The 20,699-nt window shown below is 60.1% G+C and carries 25 protein-coding genes; 19 read left to right on the forward strand and 6 right to left on the reverse strand.

The window, feature by feature from the left end; translation table 11 throughout:
* A partial coding sequence (locus WA157_RS16770; RefSeq protein WP_422622046.1) for a (2Fe-2S)-binding protein occupies positions 1-852 on the forward strand: 852 nt, incomplete at its 5' end.
* The gene (locus WA157_RS16775; RefSeq protein WP_422622047.1) at positions 849-1,208 is read left to right on the forward strand and encodes a RidA family protein; all 360 of its coding nucleotides are present in this window, start codon (positions 849-851) and stop codon (positions 1,206-1,208) included. The genes WA157_RS16770 and WA157_RS16775, both read left to right, overlap by 4 nt.
* Before the next feature lie 187 nt (positions 1,209-1,395).
* Here the strand turns inward: WA157_RS16775 and WA157_RS16780 are convergent, their stop codons facing one another.
* From WA157_RS16780 to WA157_RS16790, 3 genes are all read right to left on the reverse strand, one after another.
* Positions 1,396-1,932: a cytochrome b gene (locus WA157_RS16780; RefSeq protein WP_422622048.1), complete on the reverse strand. Its 537-nt coding sequence runs from the start codon at positions 1,930-1,932 to the stop codon at positions 1,396-1,398.
* Positions 1,933-2,018: 86 nt separating this feature from the next.
* Positions 2,019-3,014 carry a cytochrome-c peroxidase gene (locus WA157_RS16785; protein ID WP_422622049.1) on the reverse strand — a complete coding sequence of 332 codons (996 nt, stop codon included), beginning with the start codon at positions 3,012-3,014 and terminating at the stop codon, positions 2,019-2,021.
* Between the two features lie 723 nt (positions 3,015-3,737).
* A complete protein-coding gene (locus WA157_RS16790) occupies positions 3,738-4,574 on the reverse strand; it encodes an IclR family transcriptional regulator (RefSeq protein WP_422622050.1) in 837 nt (278 codons plus the stop codon).
* 156 nt (positions 4,575-4,730) lie between these two features.
* Between WA157_RS16790 and WA157_RS16795 the strand changes: the two genes are divergently transcribed.
* From WA157_RS16795 to WA157_RS16835, 9 genes are all read left to right on the forward strand, one after another.
* Positions 4,731-5,492, forward strand: coding sequence for an SDR family oxidoreductase (locus WA157_RS16795; protein WP_422622051.1), 762 nt, complete (start codon positions 4,731-4,733; stop codon positions 5,490-5,492).
* Positions 5,493-5,529: 37 nt separating this feature from the next.
* Positions 5,530-7,044, forward strand: a complete 1,515-nt coding sequence (locus tag WA157_RS16800; RefSeq protein ID WP_422622052.1) for a sugar ABC transporter ATP-binding protein — start codon at positions 5,530-5,532, stop codon at positions 7,042-7,044.
* Between the two features lie 24 nt (positions 7,045-7,068).
* Positions 7,069-8,070 carry an ABC transporter permease gene (locus tag WA157_RS16805; protein ID WP_422622053.1) on the forward strand — a complete coding sequence of 334 codons (1,002 nt, stop codon included), beginning with the start codon at positions 7,069-7,071 and terminating at the stop codon, positions 8,068-8,070.
* Between the two features lie 98 nt (positions 8,071-8,168).
* Entirely contained in the window at positions 8,169-9,113 is a 945-nt protein-coding gene (locus tag WA157_RS16810; RefSeq protein WP_422622054.1) for an ABC transporter substrate-binding protein, read from the forward strand.
* A gap of 82 nt (positions 9,114-9,195) precedes the next feature.
* Positions 9,196-10,050 carry a fumarylacetoacetate hydrolase family protein gene (locus WA157_RS16815; protein WP_422622055.1) on the forward strand — a complete coding sequence of 285 codons (855 nt, stop codon included), beginning with the start codon at positions 9,196-9,198 and terminating at the stop codon, positions 10,048-10,050.
* Position 10,051: 1 nt separating this feature from the next.
* Positions 10,052-11,335, forward strand: coding sequence for an L-fuconate dehydratase (locus tag WA157_RS16820; RefSeq protein WP_422622056.1), 1,284 nt, complete (start codon positions 10,052-10,054; stop codon positions 11,333-11,335).
* Positions 11,332-12,222 (forward strand): amidohydrolase family protein, encoded by an 891-nt coding sequence (locus tag WA157_RS16825; protein WP_422622057.1) that lies wholly within the window; start codon positions 11,332-11,334, stop codon positions 12,220-12,222. Before WA157_RS16820 ends, WA157_RS16825 begins: the two co-directional genes overlap by 4 nt.
* Before the next feature lie 19 nt (positions 12,223-12,241).
* Positions 12,242-13,018: an SDR family oxidoreductase gene (locus tag WA157_RS16830; protein WP_422622058.1), complete on the forward strand. Its 777-nt coding sequence runs from the start codon at positions 12,242-12,244 to the stop codon at positions 13,016-13,018.
* Positions 13,019-13,106: 88 nt separating this feature from the next.
* Positions 13,107-13,448, forward strand: coding sequence for an L-rhamnose mutarotase (locus tag WA157_RS16835; protein ID WP_422622059.1), 342 nt, complete (start codon positions 13,107-13,109; stop codon positions 13,446-13,448).
* An 86-nt stretch (positions 13,449-13,534) separates the two neighbouring features.
* On the opposite strand, the gene fabF is transcribed toward WA157_RS16835, so the two are convergent.
* Positions 13,535-14,833 carry a beta-ketoacyl-ACP synthase II gene (gene fabF, locus WA157_RS16840; protein ID WP_422622060.1) on the reverse strand — a complete coding sequence of 433 codons (1,299 nt, stop codon included), beginning with the start codon at positions 14,831-14,833 and terminating at the stop codon, positions 13,535-13,537.
* A gap of 125 nt (positions 14,834-14,958) precedes the next feature.
* On the opposite strand from fabF, the gene WA157_RS16845 reads away from it, so the two are divergent.
* The 6 genes from WA157_RS16845 to WA157_RS16870 all read left to right on the forward strand — a co-directional run bounded on the left by WA157_RS16845 (position 14,959) and on the right by WA157_RS16870 (position 18,178).
* Positions 14,959-15,552: a TetR/AcrR family transcriptional regulator gene (locus WA157_RS16845; protein WP_422622061.1), complete on the forward strand. Its 594-nt coding sequence runs from the start codon at positions 14,959-14,961 to the stop codon at positions 15,550-15,552.
* Positions 15,553-15,743: 191 nt separating this feature from the next.
* A complete protein-coding gene (locus WA157_RS16850) occupies positions 15,744-16,490 on the forward strand; it encodes an SDR family oxidoreductase (RefSeq protein WP_422622062.1) in 747 nt (248 codons plus the stop codon).
* 71 nt (positions 16,491-16,561) lie between these two features.
* A complete protein-coding gene (locus tag WA157_RS16855) occupies positions 16,562-17,143 on the forward strand; it encodes a TIGR00730 family Rossman fold protein (RefSeq protein ID WP_422622063.1) in 582 nt (193 codons plus the stop codon).
* Positions 17,144-17,280: 137 nt separating this feature from the next.
* Positions 17,281-17,403, forward strand: a complete 123-nt coding sequence (locus WA157_RS16860) for a hypothetical protein (RefSeq protein WP_422622064.1) — start codon at positions 17,281-17,283, stop codon at positions 17,401-17,403.
* A 69-nt stretch (positions 17,404-17,472) separates the two neighbouring features.
* Positions 17,473-17,727, forward strand: coding sequence for a YciI family protein (locus tag WA157_RS16865; RefSeq protein WP_422622065.1), 255 nt, complete (start codon positions 17,473-17,475; stop codon positions 17,725-17,727).
* Between the two features lie 19 nt (positions 17,728-17,746).
* Complete coding sequence (locus WA157_RS16870; RefSeq protein WP_422622066.1) at positions 17,747-18,178, forward strand: GNAT family N-acetyltransferase; 432 nt, start codon at positions 17,747-17,749, stop codon at positions 18,176-18,178.
* A 34-nt stretch (positions 18,179-18,212) separates the two neighbouring features.
* Here the strand turns inward: WA157_RS16870 and WA157_RS16875 are convergent, their stop codons facing one another.
* Positions 18,213-18,776 carry an RNA polymerase sigma factor gene (locus tag WA157_RS16875; protein WP_422622067.1) on the reverse strand — a complete coding sequence of 188 codons (564 nt, stop codon included), beginning with the start codon at positions 18,774-18,776 and terminating at the stop codon, positions 18,213-18,215.
* A gap of 66 nt (positions 18,777-18,842) precedes the next feature.
* A complete protein-coding gene (locus WA157_RS16880) occupies positions 18,843-19,292 on the reverse strand; it encodes a carboxymuconolactone decarboxylase family protein (protein ID WP_422622068.1) in 450 nt (149 codons plus the stop codon).
* Positions 19,293-19,787: 495 nt separating this feature from the next.
* Between WA157_RS16880 and gmk the strand changes: the two genes are divergently transcribed.
* Together gmk and rpoZ are read left to right on the forward strand one after the other, a co-directional pair.
* Positions 19,788-20,408, forward strand: a complete 621-nt coding sequence (gene gmk, locus WA157_RS16885) for a guanylate kinase (protein WP_011465419.1) — start codon at positions 19,788-19,790, stop codon at positions 20,406-20,408.
* Positions 20,409-20,438: 30 nt separating this feature from the next.
* The gene (gene rpoZ, locus WA157_RS16890) at positions 20,439-20,642 is read left to right on the forward strand and encodes a DNA-directed RNA polymerase subunit omega (RefSeq protein ID WP_011465420.1); all 204 of its coding nucleotides are present in this window, start codon (positions 20,439-20,441) and stop codon (positions 20,640-20,642) included.
* Positions 20,643-20,699: the final 57 nt, after the last annotated feature.

Raw genomic sequence — 20,699 nt, forward strand, 5'->3', positions numbered from 1 at the left:
GCCAACCGCTGGGCCGCGCTGGGGCACCTGCCGGCGGCACTGGGCACGCCTGCCACACTCATCAAAGGCTTGCGCCTGATGCGACGCCTGCGGGCCGCGGGCATACCCTGGTTCTCCGGGGCGACCCAGCTCGCCGTCGAAGGGCAGCAGCGGGCCGAGGCCTTGCGCTTTACCGCCGGTGGGCGCGAGCACCGGCTGGACGCGTCCGTCGTGCTGCTGCACCACGGTGTGGTGCCGAACACGCAGTTGACCCGCCTGTTGCGCGTGGAACATGACTGGGACGCGGCGCAACTCACCTGGCAGCCGCGCGTCGACGACTGGGGCCAGACCTCGCTGGCGGGCTTGCGCATCGCAGGCGATGGTGCCTCCATTGGTGGTGCCCTGGCGGCAGAAGCCAGCGGCACCCTGGCCGCCCTGGGCGCGGCGCACGCACTGCAACGCCTGTCTGCCACCGAATGCGACGAGCGCGCTGGAGCAGCGCGAAAGGCCTTGCGGCAACAACTTCGCATCCGGCCGTTTCTTGATGCGCTGTACCGCCCGCCCGAGTGGATCAACACGCCCGCCGACGACACCGTGGTGTGCCGCTGCGAGGAGGTCACGGCCGGGCGCATCCGCGAGATGGCGCGCCTGGGCTGTCAGGGACCGAACCAGACCAAGTTCTTCAGCCGCTGCGGCATGGGGCCATGCCAGGGCCGCCTGTGCGGCCTGACGGTGACGCAGATTCTGGCCAGCGAGCTGGGCAAGCCGGTCGCCGAAGTGGGCGCGTATCACATTCGCTCACCCCTCAAACCGGTGCCGCTGGCCTCGCTGGCGTCACTTTTCACTGAAGAAAACAAGGACCCCACAACATGACCCAGGACATCCAGCGCTACCACAGCAACGCCCGCATGAGCAAAATCGTGCAATACGGCGGCCTGGTTTTTTTGTGCGGACAGACCGCCAGCGGCAGCGCGCCCACCCCCATTGAGGACCAGACCCGCGAAGTGCTCCGGCGCATCGACACCTTGCTGGCCGAAGCCGGCAGCGACCGCAGCCGCCTGCTGTCGGCCACCATCTACCTGAAGCACATGGAAGACTTTGCGGCCATGAACGCCACCTGGGAGGCCTGGATGCCCAGTGGCGCCGCGCCAGCGCGCACCACCGTGCAGGCCAACCTGGCCTCCCCGGATCTGCTGATCGAAATCACGGTGGTGGCGGCATCGGCATGAACCGCATGGACGGGGATCACGGTGAAAGATCAACGCTCCCGCTCTGAAACTGCTACATATTCAGGAGCATATCAGGCAGGATACACGGGGGCTAGAGACCAGTTTTATATAAATTGTTCGGGATTCTGGCCCCAGCCGGGACATCGGCTGGAGCGCAAAGCCAGATATCGCCAGCGATGGCGTTGACTCAAGCGCCGGCCGGAAGCATGCGCAGCAAGGTGTTGTCCCGAACCACATAGTGGTGATACAAAGCGGCGACGGTATGCAAACCGATCAGGAAGTAACCCGCGGTGCCACCGGTCTCATGGATGATCTGGATGAACTCCGCCATATCTTTGCTCTTGCTGATGAGCGCCGGCAGGTGCAGGCCGAAGAACGGGATCGGCTTTCCGGACGCGCTGAGAAGCAACCATCCTGCCAGCGGCATGCCAATCATGAGCGTATAGAGCCCAATCTGCACAAGCTTGGCTGACAGCGTCTGCAACTTGGGTGGATTGGGCTTGATCGGAGGGGGCGAAGTCGTCATACGGACCACCAGGCGCACCACGACCAGTGCAAAAAAGGTCAAGCCCAACATGAAATGCCAGGCGCGCGGAACGCTGACATTCGGAAAATAACCGCGCAGTTCCATGCAGGCATACACCGCCGCGAGCAGCAGCAGCATGACCCAGTGCAGCCCGATGGACAGCGATCCGTATCGTTTCGTGTTTTTCCTCAAACTCATCGTATTCCTTCAAAATAATAAAAAAATGGGATAAGGAGCCTTCATCACTGCTCCCCTCTGCACCTCGCCATTCGCTGGCGAGGGGCTTACTTTTGCGCGAACGGTTGCGGCTTGGGCGTCTTGTCGGAAGATGGCGGCAGCATCGGCAGCTTGAAGTTCGGCTGCTCGCCGGTGAGCGTCTTCAGGAAGGCGACGATCTTGGCGTTCTCGTCGCCCGTGAACTTCTTGCCCAGCTGGAGGCGGCCCATGGTGTCGACGGCTTCGGTCAGCGTGTTGGCGGCGCCGTCATGGAAGTAGGGATAGGTCATTTCCACATTGCGCAGCGTCGGCACCTTGAAGTTGAGGCGATCGGCATCCTTGCCGGAAACCGCAAAGCGGCCTTCGGCGGGGTTCGATGTCTGGTAAGGCGCGACGACGCCCATCTTCTGGTAGGAACTGCCGCCTGCGGCCGGACCGTTATGGCAGGCAACGCAACCACTGTCTTTGAAGAGCTTGTAGCCGGCTTGCTCATTCGCCGACAGCGCCTTTTGGTCGCCCGCCAACCACTTGTCGAAGCGCGAGTTCGGCGTGACCAAGGTCTCTTCGAATGCGGCAATCGCCTTGGTGACTTGCTCGATGCCGATTTTGTCGGTGCCGAAGGACTTTTTGAATTCGGCGACATAAGCGGGAATCGACTGCAGCACCTCGACGGCGAGACCGTGGGTAGAGCCCATTTCGCCCGGGTTGTCGATCGGGCCGCCGGCTTGTGCCTGCAAATCCTTGGCGCGACCGTCCCAGAACTGGGCGATGTTCATGCTGGCATTGAGCACGGTGGGGGCATTGATCGGGCCTTCGTTCCACTTGTGGCCGATGGACGTCTTCAGGTTGTCGGTGCCGCCCATCGACAGGTTGTGGCAGGAGTTGCAGGAGATGAAGCCGGATTTCGACAGGCGCGGATCGAAGAAGAGCTTTTTGCCGAGCTCGACCTGGGCCGGGTTGGTGACCTTGGCGGCTGATATGGGTTTGATGGGTTCATTCATCGCTCCCCAGGCGATGTTGACGCCAGTTAGCGCGACGCTAACGGCAAGGATACGGATTCTCATGTCGGACCTCCAATGGCTCGGTTTTGATTAATAGGCAACGTTGATGAACGATAAGATCAAATTCTTAGAGCTTTCTTAAGAGTTGCCGACAGTTGTAACTAAAGGTAGTTTGGAATAGGCGCAGAATAGGCGCAGATTCGGGAGATTGCCCGACCAAGTCGGCTTCAACCGATGCCGCTGCCTGGCGCAGCAAATCCGCCGGCCTGGTCACCAGCGTCAGCTTGCCGGTACAGGCGGCAAGCGTGCGAGCGATGTCGGCCACCATCACGATCCCGCCTGATGCGTACAGATGAGGTATGCGGATGCTTTTTTTACATCAAGACACAGAAGAGGGGCATTCAAACGGCCTGGCCCGCCTGGATAGCATCACCCGCTACCTTGGCCAGTTGACGACAGCTATGTTGGCCGGATAGAGTCCTGCACCGGGCGGGTCCGGGAGGCGGGGCTACCGTTAGACCTTCGACACATGTCGAAAGTGAACGGCATGCCTGGCAAGAGAATCACGGACCACCAAGTGCACAAGGACAAGCAACACCGCAACAAGCTCAACCAGGGTGCTGCTGCCGCCAAACCATTGCCATCAGCCTCGAACAGAGCTTAAGCATTGGAGCCATAGGTCTCATGCGGCGGGAGTGGACAGCCAAACAGCCGCCTCGGTCGGCAACGTTACTCAGGCTGCGGATCAAGGTAGCTGCGACCTGAGCAGTTGGTGCAATCAAAAACTCAGCGCACCATCCCCTGAGCAAGCGACAAGGCTTGCGCGGCCTGGTGCAAATAGCCGCGCACCCGTTCCAGTTCCGGGCCGATGTGGCGGTCGATGCGCCGGATGTAGGGGCAGGTCAGCGTGGCCAGCGCGCTGTTGTCCGGCCCCAGGATCGGGTACGAGATGTCCACCACACCAAAAGACTGCGCGCTGTCGCGCTCCAGGTAGCCACGGGCACGGACCTCGGTCAGCGCAGCGGCAAGAGCCTCCTCGCTGATCGGCACCTCACCGTCCACCGGTGTGTGCTCCGCACGCATGCGCTGGTAACTGCCCTGGTCACAAAACGCCAGCAGGATATGGCCGGAGGCGGTGTCGAGCAGCCCGACGCGCGCGCCGCGCTGCACCGAAAAGCTCCAGCCGCGCGGGCTGTTGATTTGGGCGCTGATGAGCACATTGCCCCGGTCGTACACCCCCATATGGCAGGACTGCTCGGCCTTGCGGGCAAACTCATCCATGACCGGCAGCGCCTGATTGATCAGGCGGCTCAAGGGCGGGTGCATATGGGCCAAGGCAAACAGCTTGAGGCTCAGCGCGTAGCGGTCGCCAGAGGCGTTGCGCATCACGTACTGCCGCACTACCAGACGCTCCAGCATGCGGTAAATCTCATTGGCGCTGCGGTCCATTTCCTTGACGATCTCGGCCCGCGTCAGCCCCTGCGGCTGCGTGGCCAGCAGTTCCAGAATGTCCAGGCCCTTGTCCAGTGCGGGGGCGCGGTAGCGCTCGTCGGCAGCCAAAGTGTCTGGGCCTTCTTCAGTTTTTGGGCGTCGGCCGCGGGGTCTGTGTGTTGTGGGTTGCATAGGTGTCTCGTTTGGCGGTTTTTATAGCAGAGCGTGTGTGATTCCGGGCGGCTATTAGGGAAAGTACCAGGGCTAAATCCAAGAAACATATTTATCATTTTGCTTCATACATGAATTGTTTATTCATATTTGAATTATTAAACCGGAGTCTGAAGCATGCGTCAAGGTCGTTTAGAAGGCAAAACAGTGCTTATTACCGCGGCGGCACAGGGCATTGGCCGCGCCAGCGCCTTGGCCTGCGCCGCCGAGGGTGCGCGGGTGATCGCCACCGACATCAACCAGCAGTTTCTGGACAGTCTGGCCGCAGCGCATGCCGGCATTCAGGTCGCGCTGCTGGATGTGCGCAACGACGCTGCCGTGACAGCACTGGCAGAGCGCACCCCGGCGCTGGATGCCTTGTTCAACTGCGCGGGCATGGTGGCCAATGGCAGCATGCTCGAATGCACCGAGGCCGACTGGGACTTGAGCTTTGACTTGAACGTGAAAAGCATGTTCCGCATGACCCGCGCCTTCATGCCCGCCATGCTGCACAAGACGCAAACGCCGGGTGTCAGCGTGTCCATCATCAACATGGCCTCGATGGCCTCAAGCATCAAGGGCTTTGCCAACCGCTGTGCCTATGGCGCGACCAAGGCGGCGGTGATTGGGCTGACCAAATCGCTGGCGGCGGACTATGTGAAAGCCGGTTTGCGCGCCAACGCGCTGTGCCCCGGCACGGTGGACACACCGTCTTTGCGCGGGCGCATCGCCGGCGCGGCTGACCCGGTGCAGGCAGAGATTGACTTCATCGCCCGCCAGCCCATGGGCCGCCTGGCCACGGTGGCCGACATCGCCCCGATGGTGGTGTATCTGGCCAGTGATGAGTCACGCTTTGTCACCGGGCAGACCCTGCTGGTGGACGGCGGCGTGACGATTTAACGCTATCCTTCGCAAGCAATCCACGAAAGGCCGCAGCGTGACATCTTTGGTCTCTGTCAAGAACCTGAGCAAATCGTTCCCCGGCGTCAAGGCGCTGGACCAGGTGCACTTTGACTTGCGCGCTGGCGAGGTGCACGCCCTGATGGGCGAGAACGGCGCGGGCAAGTCCACCCTGATGAAGATTCTGGCCGGGGTGTACGGCAAAGACAGTGGCGAGATGCTGCTCGACGGCCAACCGGTGGAGATTGAGAACCCGGCGCACGCGCAGTCGCTCGCCATTGGCATCGTGCATCAGGAGTTGCACCTGATGAACCACCTGACGGCGGCGCAAAACATTTTTCTGGGGCGCGAGCCGCGCCGCCTGGGTGGCTTGTTTCTGGATGAGGAAAAGCTGAACCAGGACACGCAAGCCCTTTTTGACCGCCTGAACCTGGCACTGGCCCCTACCACCGCCATTGGCGAGCTCACTGTGGCGCGCCAGCAGATGGTGGAGATTGCCAAGGCGCTGTCGTTCAAGTCGCGCGTGCTGATCATGGACGAGCCCACGGCCGCGCTGAACAATGCCGAGATTGATGAGTTGTTTCGCATCATCCGCCAGCTCAAGAGCGAGGGCGTGGGCATTGTCTACATCTCGCACAAGATGGACGAAATCCAGCGCATTGCCGACCGCATCACCGTCATGCGTGATGGCAGCACCATCGGCACCGTGCCCGCCAGCACCCCCATGCAGCAGGTGATTGCCATGATGGTTGGGCGCAACCTGGAGCAGGTCGAAAAACACATTCCTGATACCTCCGCCAACGAGGTGCTGCTGGAGGTGCGTGGCCTCAACCGGGGCCGGGTGATTCGGGACGTGAGTTTCAGCGTTCGCCGGGGCGAAATTTTGGGCTTTGCCGGGCTCATGGGGGCTGGCCGCACCGAGGTGGCGCGCGCCGTGTTTGGTGCCGACCCGATTGACTCGGGCGAGGTGCGGGTGCGCGGTGAGCTCATTCACCTGGCTTCACCGCAGGACGCGGTGCAAGCGGGCATTGGCTATTTGTCCGAAGACCGCAAACACTTTGGCTTGGCTACCGGCATGGACGTGGAATCCAACATCACACTGCCCAGCCTGAAGCGCTGGCTGAAGTGGGGCTTCTTTTTGAACCAACCAGAGATTCACCGCATCTCGCAGCAGATGGTTGAAAAGCTGCGCATCAAAACGCCGTCGCTCACGCAAACAGCGCGCCTGCTGTCCGGCGGCAACCAGCAAAAGGTGGTGCTTGCCAAGTGGCTGGTGCAAGACTGCGAGGTGCTGATTTTTGACGAACCCACACGCGGCATCGACGTGGGCGCCAAAAGCGAAATTTACAAATTGCTCAACGACCTGGCCGCGCAAGGCAAGGCCATCATCGTGATTTCTTCCGAGCTGCCCGAAGTGCTGCTGCTCAGCCACCGCGTGCTGGTGATGTGTGAAGGGCGCATCACCGGCGAGGTGCCGGGCGACACCGCCACCCAGGAAACCCTGATGGCGCTGGCCACCCGCCGCGAGCTTGACGCGGCCACCGTGCACTGAACCCTGAGACCCCAAGGCGACCCCATGACCCAATTCACTTCCTCCCCCTCCTGGCTGGCCCGTTTGTCCGGCGGACAAGCCAAACAAAAACTGCTGGCCTTTGCCAGCCTGATTGCGCTGACTGCGGTGTTCACGGTGCTCAAGCCCGATGCCTTCATGACGCAGGACAACATCATCGGCATCCTGCAGTCCACCACCGTGATTGGTGTGCTGGCCATTGCCAGCACCTTCATCATCATCACCTCCGGGATCGATTTGTCGGTGGGCGTGCTGATGACGTTTTGCGCTGTGATGGCGGGTGTGTTCATGGTCAACCTGGGGCTACCCATGCCGCTGGGCATTGTGTGCGCCCTGGCCATGGGCGCGCTGTCGGGCTGCATCTCTGGTCTGGCCATCACCAAGCTGCGGGTGCCGCCGTTCATTGCCACGCTGGGCATGATGATGCTGCTCAAGGGTGTGTCGCTGATCATCACCGGCACCCGTCCGATTTACTTCAGCGACGTGGAAGGCTTTGACCAGATTGCCCTGGGTTCGCTGATTGGCGATTTGATTCCGGGTCTGCCGATCCCCAATGGTGTGCTCATCATGTTTCTGGTGGCGGTGGTGTGCGCCGTGGTGCTGAACAAAACCGCCCTGGGCCGCTACACCTTCGCCCTGGGCAGCAATGAAGAAGCGGTGCGCTTGTCGGGTGTCAATGTGAACCGCTGGAAGATCGTCATCTACGCCTTTGCGGGCAGCATTTGCGGCATTGCCGGCTTGCTGATTGCTTCACGCCTGAATTCCGCGCAACCCGCTTTGGGCCAGGGCTACGAGCTCGATGCCATTGCGGCGGTGGTGATTGGCGGCACGTCGCTGAGCGGCGGTGTCGGCACCATCATGGGCACCATCATTGGCGCGTTCATCATGAGTGTGCTGATCAACGGCCTGCGCATCATTTCGGTCGCCCAGGAGTGGCAAATGGTGCTGACCGGGCTGATCATCATCCTGGCGGTCTACACCGACAACCTGCGGCGCGACAAGAAGTAAGGAGACCTGCCTGACACCCAAACCACTGACCTTCACCCCCCGTGATTCCTTGATTTCGCACTCGTATTCACATCGTCATTTTTTTCAGGAGACAAACCATGAACGCAAAAAGAAGACTGCTGGCTTTGACCGCCAGTCTGGCCCTGGCAGGTTTTGCCAGCATCGCATCAGCCCAGGAAATCTACATTCCACTGATCTCCAAAGGCTTCCAGCACCAGTTCTGGCAAGCGGTGAAACAAGGCGCTGACCAGGCCGGCAAAGACTTCAAGGTCAAGGTCACGTTTGAAGGCCCCGAGACCGAGCAGCAAGTGGACAAGCAAATCGACATGCTGTCGGCCGCCATGGCCAAGAAGCCCAATGCCATCGGCCTGGCCGCGCTCGACAGCAAGGCCGCCATTCCTCTCTTGAAAAAAGCCCAGGCCGCCGGGATTCCTGTGATTGCGTTTGACTCCGGCGTGGACAGCGACATTGTGCTGACCACCGCACAGACCGACAGCAAGGCAGCCGCCGCATTGGCCGCCGACAAAATGGCTGAAAAAATCGGTGGCGAAGGTGAAGTGGCCGTCATTGGTCACGACCAGACCAGCACCACCGGCACCGGCCGGCGCGATGGTTTTGTGAATCAGATCAAGGCCAAGTACCCCAAGATCAAGGTGGTGGACATTCAGTACGGCGCTGGCGACCACCTCAAGTCGGCTGAAATTGCCAAGACCCTGATGCAAGCACACCCCAAGCTCAAGGGCATCTTCGGCACCAACGAGGGTTCTGCCATTGGCGCGGGCAAGGGTCTGAAAGAGGCCAAGAAAACCGGCGTGATCATCATTGGTTTTGACTCCGGCAAGGCCCAAAAAGACATGATCAACGACGGCACCATTGCCGGCGCGATCACGCAAAACCCGGTCGGCATTGGCTACAAGACGGTGGAAGCTGCGGTGAAAGCACTCAAGGGCGAGAAACTGCCCAAGATCATCGACACCGGCTTTTACTACTACGACAAGACCAACATGAAGGATGCCAAGATCGCGGCGGTTCTTTACGATTGATGCTGTTGGGGCAAGACACGCGGCTGACCGGATGTCAGCGCGGGCTTGCCCCGTTTTGTTTTTTTAGCTTGAGGATAAGACTGTGAAACTTTTACGCTACGGATTGCCAGGTCAGGAAAAGCCCGGTGTGTTGGATAGCCAGGGCCGCGTGCGCGACCTCTCCGGTGTGATTGCCGATGTGGCCGGTGCTGCGCTGCTGCCCGAGAGTCTGGCGCGATTGCGTGGCGTGAACATGGAGAGCCTGCCCCTGGTGGCCGGCACACCGCAAAAAGACTTGCGCCTGGGTGCCTGTGTGGGCAAGGTGGGCAAATTCATTTGCATTGGCCTGAATTACTCGGATCATGCGGCCGAGAGCGGCATGCAGGTGCCCCCAGAACCGGTGGTGTTCAACAAATGGACCAGCGCCATCGTCGGGCCTGACGATACGGTGGAAATTCCCCGCAACTCGGTCAAAACCGACTGGGAAGTAGAACTGGGCGTGGTCATTGGCCAAGGAGGCCGCTACATCGAAGAAGCCGATGCCCTGTCACACGTGGCGGGCTACTGCGTGATCAACGACGTGTCGGAGCGCGAATTCCAGCTCGATCGCAGCGGCACCTGGGACAAGGGCAAGGGCTGCGACACCTTTGGTCCCACTGGCCCCTGGCTGGTCACCGCCGATGAAGTGCCCGACCCGCAAGCCCTGAAACTATGGCTGGAAGTGGACGGAAAACGCTATCAGAACGGCAGCACCTCCACCATGGTCTACGGTGTGGCTTTCCTGATCAGCTACCTGAGCCGCTTCATGAGCCTGCAGCCCGGCGACATCATTTCCACCGGCACACCACCCGGTGTCGGCCTGGGACAAAAGCCGCCGGTTTATCTGCGCGCCGGACAAACCATGCACCTGGGCATTGAAGGCTTGGGGCACCAAACACAAACGACCATACAAGCCTGACATGAGCAAAATCATCAACATGCGCGTCTTGGACGTGCGCTTCCCCACGTCCCAGCATCTGGACGGCTCGGATGCCATGAACCCGGACCCGGACTATTCCGCAGCCTATGTGATTCTGGAAACCGACCAGCCCGGCCTGGAGGGCCATGGTCTGACCTTCACCATCGGGCGCGGCAACGAGATTTGCTGCACCGCCATCGAGGCCATGCGCCATCTGGTGGTGGGTTTGGACATGTCTTGGGTGGCCGAGGACATGGGGCGTTTCTGGCGCTATATCACCTCGGACAGCCAGTTGCGCTGGATTGGCCCGGACAAGGGTGCCATCCACCTGGCCACAGGCGCGGTGGTCAATGCCGTATGGGACTTGTGGGCCAAACAGGAAGGTGTACCGGTATGGAAGCTGGTGTCACGCATGAGCCCCGAAGAGATCGTCAAGCTCATCGACTTTCGCTACATCACCGACTGCATCACGCCCGAAGAGGCCTTGGCCCTGCTGCAAGAGCGGGCGGTTGGCAAAAGAGAGCGCTGGGCCACGCTGGAGCGAGAGGGTTACCCCTGCTACACCACTTCCGCCGGCTGGCTGGGCTACGACGACGACAAACTGCGCCGTCTGTGCCAGGAGGCTATCGATGCGGGCTTCAACCACATCAAGCTCAAGGTGGGCCGCGACAAGGCCGACGACATTCGCCGCCTGCGTATCGCCCGCGAGGTGCTCGGGCCAGATCGCCAATTGATGATCGACGCCAACCAGGTGTGGGAGGTGAATCAAGCGGTGCAATGGGTGCGCGAACTGGCCTTTGCCAAGCCCTGGTTCATCGAGGAGCCGACCAGCCCGGACGACATTGAAGGCCACCGCGTGATCCGCGAGGGTGTGTACCCGGTCAAAGTGGCAACCGGCGAGATGTGCCAGAACCGCATCATCTTCAAGCAGCTCATCATGCGCGGCGCAATAGACGTGGTGCAAATTGACTCCTGCCGCCTGGGCGGCGTGAATGAAATACTGGCCGTGATGCTGATGGCGGCCAAGTACAACTTGCCGGTCTGCCCGCACGCCGGTGGGGTCGGTTTGTGCGAGTATGTGCAACACCTGTCCATGATCGACTACCTGTGCATTGCCGGCACCCGTGAAGGCCGTGTGATCGAGTTTGTGGACCACCTGCATGAGCACTTTTTGAACCCCTGTGTCATTCGTGATGCAGCCTACATGCCACCCCAGGCGGCGGGCTTTTCCATCGAGATGAAGCCTGAGTCCTTGAAACAATACGAATTCAAAGCCAAGGCGTGATAAAGATCGACACCCACCAGCACTACTGGCATTACCACGCGCAGGACTTTCCGTGGATCAGCCACAGCATGCCGCAGTTGCAGCGCGACTGTCTGCCCGCGGATTGTGAGGCGGCCAGGCGCGCAGCGGGGGTGGACGGCGTGGTGGCGGTGCAGGCGCGCACCCTGCCTGAGGAAACCGACTTTTTGCTGCATCTGGCCGATACGCACCCCGAAGTAGTGGGTGTGGTGGGCTGGGCCGACCTGGGCGCAGCGGACCTGGAACACCGTTTGGAGCCATGGTGTGAGCACGCTGCATTCAAGGGCCTGCGCCATATCCTGCAAGACGAGGCGGACGTGGCGGCCTGGGTCAATGCCGCGGCGGTCAACCACGGCATGCAACTGCTGCAACAGCGCCAACTGGTCTACGACGTGCTGGTGTTTGAACACCAGTTGCCCAGTGTCATTGATTTTTGCACCCGGCACGACGCGTATTGGCTGGTGCTGGACCATGTGGGAAAACCGGCCTTGCGTGACTGGGGCCCCAAGCGCGAACAGGCCCGCCCGTGGGTCGACAGCTTAAGCAAACTGGCCGCCCTGCCCCATGTGATGTGCAAACTCTCGGGGCTGGTGACAGAGACGCATTGGAGTCACGGTCAGGGCCTGTCCCTGGCCGATGCCCAAAACATCTGGGCTTGTTTTGATCAGGCGCTGGACGCTTTCGGCCCCGAGCGCCTGATGTATGGCTCGGACTGGCCGGTGTGCCAACTTTCTTCACCGTACGATGCGGTGCATGGACTGGCCCAGACCTGGGCGCAAACAGCGCTGACGCCCGCTGAGCAGGAAGCCTTTTGGAGTGGCAACGCCTTGCGTTGTTACGGCCTCAAATTGCCAACAGTGACAGACTAAACACCAACCGAGGAAACCCATGGATTTGCATTTAAAGGACAAGGTGGTCATCGTCACCGGAGGTGCCAGCGGCATTGGTGCCGCCATCTCGCTGACGCTGGCGCAAGAGGGGGCGATTCCCGTCATCCTGGGCAAAAGCCCGATGCCGGCGGAGTTTGCCCAGCAATTGCAGGCGCTTGCCGCCAGGCACCTGTTCATTCAGGTCGAGCTGTCCGATGATGCGGCCTGCCGTGCTGCGGTTGAGCAGGTGGTACGCGACTTGGGCCGCGTGGATGGTCTGGTGAACAACGCCGGTATCAACGACAACATTGGCCTGGACGCCGGGCGTGATGCCTTTGTGGGCTCACTGGAGCGCAACCTGATTCACTACTACGTAATGGCGCACTACTGCGTGCCGCACCTCAAGGCCAGCAAGGGCGCCATCGTCAACGTGTCGTCCAAGACCGCTGTCACCGGTCAGGGCAACACCAGCGGCTATTGCGCCTCCAAGGGGGCGCAGCTGTCGCTGACCCGTGAGTGGGCGGCGGCGCTGCTGGGTGATGGCGTGCGGGTGAATGCGGTGATTCCGGCGGAGGTGATGACGCCTTTGTATGCGCGCTGGATCAACAGCTTTGACAACGCGCAAGAAAAACTGGCCAGCATCACCCAAAAAATCCCCTTGGGCCACCGCATGACAACCTCGGAAGAAATAGCGCGCATGTGTGTCTTCCTGTTATCTGATGCCTCGTCCCACACCACCGGGCAATGGATTTTTGTCGACGGTGGCTATACCCACCTGGACAGGGCGCTGTCATAGTGTTTGTTCTATTTGGACGACACGCATCGTAAAAATAATCAATCTGAAAATCTCCCAAATTCTGCAATTGAAAACTCCGGAAAAACACATGCGCTATGCCCTGGCTCTGGACTTGGTGGACGATGCCCAGCGCATCTTTGACTACGAAAAAGCGCATGAAAAAATCTGGCCCGAGGTGCGTGACCACCTCTTGAGCCACGGTGTGACTGGTATGGAAATCTACCGCCTGGGCACCCGGCTGTTCATGGTGATGGAGGTCGACCCCGCCGTGTACGATGCCCAGGCCATGGCGCTGGCATCGGCCAGCAACCCGGCCATCGTGCGCTGGGAAACCCTGATGTGGACCTACCAGGTGCCCACGCCCTGGACCCCGGCGGGGGAAAAGTGGGTCGCCATGCAGCGGATTTTTGACCTGGCAAGTCAGGCCTGATGCCCGCGCCGCAGCGGCACGCCGCCGCTACAGCAAAGCACTGTTGGCCAGGCATCGTACACACCAAGACGCATTGTCGACACACCTCAGTCCACCCAGCGCCTGAACACGACGCCGGCGTTCACGCCTCCAAATCCGAATCCGTTCGACAGGGCATATTCCATTTCAACCGGGCGCGAGCAAAGTTGTACCAAGTCCATCCCCTTGCTGAGCGGATCGGGGTCGTGCAAGTTCAAAGTGGGTGGGGCCAGCTGGTGTCGCAAGGCCATCACCGTGAAGATGGCCTCAACGGCGCCGGCCGCTCCCAGCAAGTGCCCGGTCGCCGATTTGGTTGAGCTGATGGCCGGGCCTTTGGCCGGAGAGCCAGCACCTTCTTGCGGCACGCCAAACACGGTGCGGAACGCTGCCAACTCGGCTGCATCACCGACCTGCGTTGAGGTGGCGTGTGCGTTCACATGTTGCACTTGATTCGGACTGATGCCGGCCTGCCGTAGCGCGATCTGCATCGCCCTGGCGGCCCCGTTGCCATCCTCCGGGCCGGAGGTGATGTGGTAGGCGTCGGCGCTGGTGCCGTAGCCGACCAGTTCAGCCAAAGGCACAGCCCCGCGTGCCAACGCGTGCTCCAAGGATTCGATTACCAACACGCCCGCCCCCTCGCCCACGATGAAACCGTCGCGATTGCGGTCAAAGGGCCGAGAAGCCTGTGTCGGGCAATCGTTATAACCCGTGGAGAGCGCTCGGGCGGCGGCGAAGCCGGCTTGCGTGACCAGGTTGATGGCCGCCTCGGTGCCGCCACAAACCACCACGTCCGCCTCGCCACTGCGAATCAGGCGCGCACCATCGCCCAACGCTTGCACACTGGCCGCGCAGGCCGTCACGGGTGCGCCAATCGGTCCCTTGAATCCATACCGCAGGGATACATGACCGGCAGCCAAGTTGATCAAAAAAGACGGCACTGTGAAGGGCGACAGTCGACGCGGGCCACGCAGGTCGGTCGTGCGTACCGCCTCGGCAATGGCCGGGAATCCACCAATACCAGAAGCAATGATGGTGGCTGTTCGCTCCTGAGCGTGCGGTGACTGTGGTTGCCAAGCGGCTTGCTGCAATGCCTGATCGGCAGCGGCGAGTGCGAGGACGATGAAGCGATCCATTTTCTTCTGGTCCTTGCCCGACACGACACGGTCGATGTCCAGCCCTGCCTCGGCATCTTCTTGCACTGACGGAACCGTGGCACCCACCTGCGCGTCCAGTCCGCGACAGAATTCATCGGACAAGCGCCGCAGCCCGCTGGCACCACCTGACAGGCGTTGCCACACCGTTTCGACACCGCATCCCAGCGGTGTCACCAAGCCCATGCCGGTCACGACCACGCGTTGTTTGTTCATCAAAGTAGCCCCTTTACTTATGTACCGATTGGTAAGTATATGGCGTATTTGCGCTGAACCACGCTGTCAAGACATTTACCTACCGAAAGGTATGAAAATGGGCTTGCGCAAAAGGAGTAAACGAAATGGCTATGGGACGTCCAAGAGGATTCAATGCTGACGAGATGCTGGACAAGGTCGTCAATGTGTTCTGGCAACACGGGTATGAGGGCACGTCCATGGCCACCTTGATGGCTGCCACAGGCCTCAACAAGCCCAGCCTGTATGCCGCTTTCGGCAGCAAGGAGGAGTTATTCCGTAGCGCACTCGAGCGCTACTGGCAACGCCAGGGGGAACTCACTCGAAAACACTTGGATGGGCCTGATGCGCGCACCGGTGTGGAGCGCATGCTCCTGGCGCTGGTGGACATTCAAACGCAACCTGGCTTGCCGCATGGCTGCCTGACTGTTCACGGTGGACTGGTGGGCAGTGTTGCCAGCGCCTCAATCAGAGACGAACTGCGGGCGCGCCAAGCGTCGCTGCAAACCATGCTGCAGAACCGACTGGCTCGCGCTCAGGCCGAAGGCGAGCTTGCCCCCAGCGTTGATGTCGCCGATTTGGCACGCTATCTGACCATGGTGGGACAGGGCGCAGCCGTACAAGCCGCTGGCGGCGCAACCAGGGAGGAACTGCGTCGTGCCGTAAAAGTGGCGATGCGCGCTTGGCCAGAGGCTGACTGATCAAACGCGTTATGCATCATTTTTGCCCGTAGCCCCCGTCCATCCTTCGTAATCAGCTATTAAAAATATAGCAGTTAGCTAACCGTTATGCTTTGCTACCCAAGCCGTTCATCGCTCAACGTTAACCAGCACGATTTCCAGCCTTCGCACAGGCGCAGTCTCGCCAAGCCTGACGATTTACCACAAGATCCATGAAAAAAATCATCCTCATTACCGGCGGCTCCCGAGGCATTGGGGCTGCCATTGCCCACCTTGCCGCCGAGGCGGGCTACGCGGTTTGCATCAGCTACCTCCACCATCGGGCTGCGGCCGAGGCGGTTGTGGCGGCCATCACCCAAAAAAACGGCATCGCCATGGCCGTTCAGGCCGACGTTGCGGTCGAGGAAGATGTGATCCGGCTTTTTAGACACGTCGATGCCTCTTTCGGCCCGCTGACCGCACTGGTCAACAACGCCGGGATTCTGGAGCGGCAAGCGCGCGTTGATGAAATGGACAGCGCCCGCATCCAGCGCATTTTTGCCACCAACGTGGTCGGCAGCTTCATCTGTTCACGCGAAGCGGTGCGGCGCATGTCGACCCGGCACGTTGGCAAGGGCGGCGCCATCGTCAACATGTCATCACGCGCATCGCACCTTGGCGCGCCAGGCGAATATGTCGACTACGCCGCATCCAAGGCGGCCATTGACACCCTGACCATTGGCTTGGCCAAAGAGGTTGCGGCGGAGGGCATCCGTGTCAACGCCGTGTCCCCCGGAATCATCTACACCGACATTCACGCCAGTGGCGGCGACCCCCAGCGGGTGGATCGGGTGAAAGAGAACGTGCCGATGAAGCGCGGCGGCTATCCCGACGAGGTTGCCAAGGCCGTTCTGTGGCTGCTGTCTGAAGATGCCTCCTATACCACCGGCGCCTCTATCGATGTGGCCGGTGGGCGGTAGACTTTTGGCGCTTCTTCACAGCCAAGGCCATTTGCCAAAATGCAAGCCCCCACCCATGATCGAACAACACCATGAAAAATATTTGCGTTTATTGCGGCTCCAACCCTGGGCGACAAGAGGCCTATTCCAGCGCCGCGCGTGCGCTTGCCCAGTCGCTGGTTGACCGCAACCTGGGGCTGGTCTACGGCGGTGCCAGCGTGGGCATCATGGGGCTGATTGCCGACACCGTGCTGCAGCTCGGCGGCAGGGCCGTGGGGGTCATCCCGGAGGCACTGGTGCGAAAGGAAGTTGCGCACAAGAGCCTGACCGAACTCCACGTCACGCAGTCCATGCATAAGCGCAAAACCCTGATGGCTGAACTGTCTGACGGCTTCATTGCCATGCCTGGCGGCATCGGCACGCTGGAAGAAATCTTCGAAATCTGGACCTGGGCCCAACTTGGGATTCATGCCAAACCCTGCGGCTTGCTGAACGCGGCGGGCTACTTCGATGCACTGACGACGTTTTTGGATCATGCGGTCGCGGAGCAGTTCGTCAAACCACCGCACCGCGCCATCCTGATCGTCGAGCAGACACCCGAAGCGCTGCTGGACCGGTTCGCCAGTTACCAAGCACCCACTGTGCAAAAGTGGGTGGGAAAAGCCGAAACGTGAGAACCATCGTCGCCGCCGACATCCGCGCCGTTTATTTATCAGCTTTCGGCCTCTAGCCCCCGTATACTGGTCACTTGAAGCTATTAAAATAGTAGTACAACACATCGTCACACCATTACCACTCCCTCCTGTCCATCATGCCCAACCACACCTCTCCTGAAGTTGTCGTGCAGCGCCAACTTGATGCCGAGCTGATTCGGCGCTGCGTGATGGGCAATGTGGGGATCGACCATGAAGACGTGATGCAAACCTTTTCATGAGCTGTTCGTGATGACCTCCGCTAACAATCTCATGATTGAACGGCCTCTCCGGCATTGAAAGGAAATTTGATGTTTCGATATTTAGTGATGACATTTCGCACACCGCAATTTCAACCGTCCGTCATCGACGCACACTATGCATTTCTGGAGCGTTTGAGGCAGCAGGGGCAGCTCGAACTGGCGGGCCCGTTTACCGACAAGTCAGGGGGCGCTTACCTTATCAAGGCGGCCAATCTGGATGAAGCCAAGGCGTTGGCCTTCAGTGACCCCGTGCATACCAGCAAGTCGTCGATCGTCACCGTCTACGAATGGAACGCCAAGTGAAATCGATCCGGAGAAGCGCATGACACTCGAATGGCGCTACGCGCAGGACGGCATCGACTGGGAAGAACTCGCAGACCTCTACCGAGTCGCCCCGCTTGGCAACAAGAATTCATCAGGCTTGAAGACCGTGTTTACGGCCAGCATGTTCAAGTGTTTTGTCTACGATGAGGGGCGGCTGATCGGCGCCGGTCGGGTACTGGCCGATGGCATGGACTGCGCCTACCTCTGCGACGTCGCCGTGCACCCGAGCCATCAAGGCACGGGTGTGGGCAAAGCGATTGTGGCCACGCTGGTGGATCTCTCCAAAGATCACAAGAAGATCATCCTGTATGCGGTTCCCGGCAAGGAGCCGTTCTACCGAAAGTTGGGCTTCAAGCGAATGACGACCGCGATGGCCATCTTCGCCAACCCGGCGCAGGCCCTGGCAACCGGACTGGTCAGCGAAGATTGAACCGGCTGGGCCTGTCCGCCTTCATCAAGAGGCGCTACGCCTTGCGATCACACCGAAACACATTGTCCTGGTCTCGATAGAACTCGCACCGTTTCGTCAGCGCCTCCTTCAGGCGAAGCCGTGCGCGGTGAATCCTGATCTTCGCCGTCGCCAGGGAACAAGCGCAAATCTCGGCCGTTTGCTCGGCAGACAGTCCCTCGAGATCGTGCAGGATGAGCGCGGCACGGTAACTGTCCGGCAGGCTGTCGATCACGGCGCGAATACATTCGTTCATCTCGCCCAACATCATTTTTTCGTCCAGCGCACGATCCGGGTCAATGGGTTCGGCGACTTCGTCCAGCTCAACGATGTGCAGCCTTCGATCAGGATGGCGCAGGTAATCGGCAGCGACCCGGTTGGCGATGGAAAAAGCCCATGTCTTGATCGACGAACGACCGGCAAAAGATGGCAGCCCCTGGTTGATGCGCATCAGGGTTTCCTGCGACAGGTCTTGCGCCACGGCAGGGTCTCCGACATACCGTTCAAGGTAGCGCCGTAGCGACTGCGCCAGATCGTCAGCAATAGAGCGAAATGCGGGTTGTACAACTTCACCATTCATGTCATGTTCCCCAAGCGATGCAGCGCCGCCCCATCACGCTGTGGCGGCGCATCTTCAAACACGCTGTCAGCAGCATGCGCCTGTAGCATTCGCCGCAGGCTTGCCTGCTTCCTTTTCGCCCGAAGGATGAGCAAGACAAGCCGATGGGGCGAGCGTGCCACAGCTGGCCATCATTTTCGACATCATCGCGGCCATGCCGCCTGCGGGCTGCGCCATGCTGGACGCAGCGGCGCTCGGTGCATTGTCATCCTGTACGCATCCGCATCCTGGCATGGACTCTGCGCTCCCGGCTTCAAGCGCAACCGCGGGCAGCATGGCGAGCGCGGTCTGGAGCGTCTTGCGGGCCGGGACTTGGCGAATCTTGTCCGCATGCAGGATGGCGGCGTGAATTTCAGCGTCGCTCAGACCCACTTTTCGCGATTGCGGAATGTGGTGCTCCATGCAGGGCGGGCAATTGCTGCCCATCGCAGCGCCAAGCGCCACCAGTTCAAGGTCTCGGGGGCTCAAATCACGCATGATGTTCTCCAATAGGTTTCGGTTGATAAGTTTCGGACGATTTTTTCTCATCCACCCCCTTAGACGGGTAAGCGGGCGCAAGAGATACACCTGCGCCGTCGCGCATCGAATCCGTCAAGCTTATAAACGAAGCAATACCCTCCAGAGTCACCATGCCAAACACTGAATTCCCCATCGCCATCGCTGCCCTGGACGCAACACCCCGCACAAAACCTTCAACTTATCCCGAGCCGTTTGCGTCGCGCATGGCGGTCCGCCCACAAGGATGGAACACCGTATTGAAGCGCAGGCCTTGCATTTTTATATGAAAGATCGCCGCCAGCCCCCGGGTGGCCAGCGCGTCCGAAGCGGGAAATCCAGCCTCTGCCGCCTTTGCCACTGACTTGTGAGCAGAGGCCCTTGCCCTGGCGGTAGCGACCTCACCCGTGCGCACCGTCAAGTCCAAAGTCCGACTGCTAAGATCGCGACTCGTAACTTTCTTGCCAAGCTGACTTTATGGATTACCCCGGAAATTTGTTTGTCGTTGCAGCCCCCAGTGGGGCTGGTAAATCGAGTCTGGTGAAGGCGTTGCTGGAGCTCGACTCGCACGTTCAACTCTCAGTCTCGCATACCACGCGCGCGCCTCGCGGGCAGGAAAAGCACGGCCGCGAGTACTTTTTCGTCTCCGAGCAGGAATTCGACGCCATGGTGAAAGCCGATGCGTTTGTGGAATGGGCCTCGGTGCACCAGCACCGCTATGGCACCTCCAAAAGAGCGATTGAAGAGCGCATGGCCCAAGGGGCCGATGTGGTGCTTGAAATCGATTACCAAGGCGCGCTACAGATCAAGAAGCTGTTTGCCAATGCCATCAGCATCTTCATACTGCCGCCGAGTTGGGACGAGTTGCGCGCACGGCTGGAACGCCGTGGTGAAGATTCAGCCGATGTCATTGAACTGCGGCTCAAAAACGCAGCGATTGAAGTGGCACAAGTGCATAAGTTTGACTTCGTTATAATCAACGAATTGTTTGATCGTGCGCTTTTTGACCTGAAAGCGATTGTTCATTCCCAGCGACTCAAGTTCTCGGCGCAGCGTCGCGCTCGGGCTGAAACGTTCAAAGCACTGCATATTTTCTAGTGCACACCCCTTGGTCTTTCGGAGAATTTCATGGCCCGTATTACTGTCGAAGACTGCCTTGAGCAGATCCCCAATCGTTTTCAGCTGGTGCTGGCAGCGACCTACCGTGCACGCATGCTGAGCCAAGGCCATGCGCCCAAGGTGGATTGCAAGAACAAGCCCGCCGTCACCGCCCTGCGCGAGATCGCCGCAGGCAAAATTGGCCTGGAGATGCTGAAAAAAGTGCCGCTCTGAGGGTTTTCTCCAATGCCAAAGAAGCACCGTTTGCGGTGCTTTTTTATTGGCGCGCGG

It is taken from the genome of Rhodoferax ferrireducens (genome assembly GCF_049302455.1).
Classification (GTDB): domain Bacteria; phylum Pseudomonadota; class Gammaproteobacteria; order Burkholderiales; family Burkholderiaceae_C; genus Rhodoferax; species Rhodoferax ferrireducens_B.

Coding starts and splice junctions, on each gene's coding strand:
- WA157_RS16775 (WP_422622047.1), top strand. CDS start 849: ATGACCCAGGACATCCAGCGCTACCACAGCAACGCCCGCATGAGCAAA.
- WA157_RS16780 (WP_422622048.1), bottom strand. CDS start 1,932: ATGAGTTTGAGGAAAAACACGAAACGATACGGATCGCTGTCCATCGGG.
- WA157_RS16785 (WP_422622049.1), bottom strand. CDS start 3,014: ATGAGAATCCGTATCCTTGCCGTTAGCGTCGCGCTAACTGGCGTCAAC.
- WA157_RS16790 (WP_422622050.1), bottom strand. CDS start 4,574: ATGCAACCCACAACACACAGACCCCGCGGCCGACGCCCAAAAACTGAA.
- WA157_RS16795 (WP_422622051.1), top strand. CDS start 4,731: ATGCGTCAAGGTCGTTTAGAAGGCAAAACAGTGCTTATTACCGCGGCG.
- WA157_RS16805 (WP_422622053.1), top strand. CDS start 7,069: ATGACCCAATTCACTTCCTCCCCCTCCTGGCTGGCCCGTTTGTCCGGC.
- WA157_RS16810 (WP_422622054.1), top strand. CDS start 8,169: ATGAACGCAAAAAGAAGACTGCTGGCTTTGACCGCCAGTCTGGCCCTG.
- WA157_RS16820 (WP_422622056.1), top strand. CDS start 10,052: ATGAGCAAAATCATCAACATGCGCGTCTTGGACGTGCGCTTCCCCACG.
- WA157_RS16830 (WP_422622058.1), top strand. CDS start 12,242: ATGGATTTGCATTTAAAGGACAAGGTGGTCATCGTCACCGGAGGTGCC.
- WA157_RS16835 (WP_422622059.1), top strand. CDS start 13,107: ATGCGCTATGCCCTGGCTCTGGACTTGGTGGACGATGCCCAGCGCATC.
- fabF (WP_422622060.1), bottom strand. CDS start 14,833: ATGAACAAACAACGCGTGGTCGTGACCGGCATGGGCTTGGTGACACCG.
- WA157_RS16845 (WP_422622061.1), top strand. CDS start 14,959: ATGGCTATGGGACGTCCAAGAGGATTCAATGCTGACGAGATGCTGGAC.
- WA157_RS16850 (WP_422622062.1), top strand. CDS start 15,744: ATGAAAAAAATCATCCTCATTACCGGCGGCTCCCGAGGCATTGGGGCT.
- WA157_RS16855 (WP_422622063.1), top strand. CDS start 16,562: ATGAAAAATATTTGCGTTTATTGCGGCTCCAACCCTGGGCGACAAGAG.
- WA157_RS16860 (WP_422622064.1), top strand. CDS start 17,281: ATGCCCAACCACACCTCTCCTGAAGTTGTCGTGCAGCGCCAACTTGAT.
- WA157_RS16865 (WP_422622065.1), top strand. CDS start 17,473: ATGTTTCGATATTTAGTGATGACATTTCGCACACCGCAATTTCAACCG.
- WA157_RS16870 (WP_422622066.1), top strand. CDS start 17,747: ATGACACTCGAATGGCGCTACGCGCAGGACGGCATCGACTGGGAAGAA.
- WA157_RS16875 (WP_422622067.1), bottom strand. CDS start 18,776: ATGAATGGTGAAGTTGTACAACCCGCATTTCGCTCTATTGCTGACGAT.
- WA157_RS16880 (WP_422622068.1), bottom strand. CDS start 19,292: ATGCGTGATTTGAGCCCCCGAGACCTTGAACTGGTGGCGCTTGGCGCT.
- gmk (WP_011465419.1), top strand. CDS start 19,788: ATGGATTACCCCGGAAATTTGTTTGTCGTTGCAGCCCCCAGTGGGGCT.
- rpoZ (WP_011465420.1), top strand. CDS start 20,439: ATGGCCCGTATTACTGTCGAAGACTGCCTTGAGCAGATCCCCAATCGT.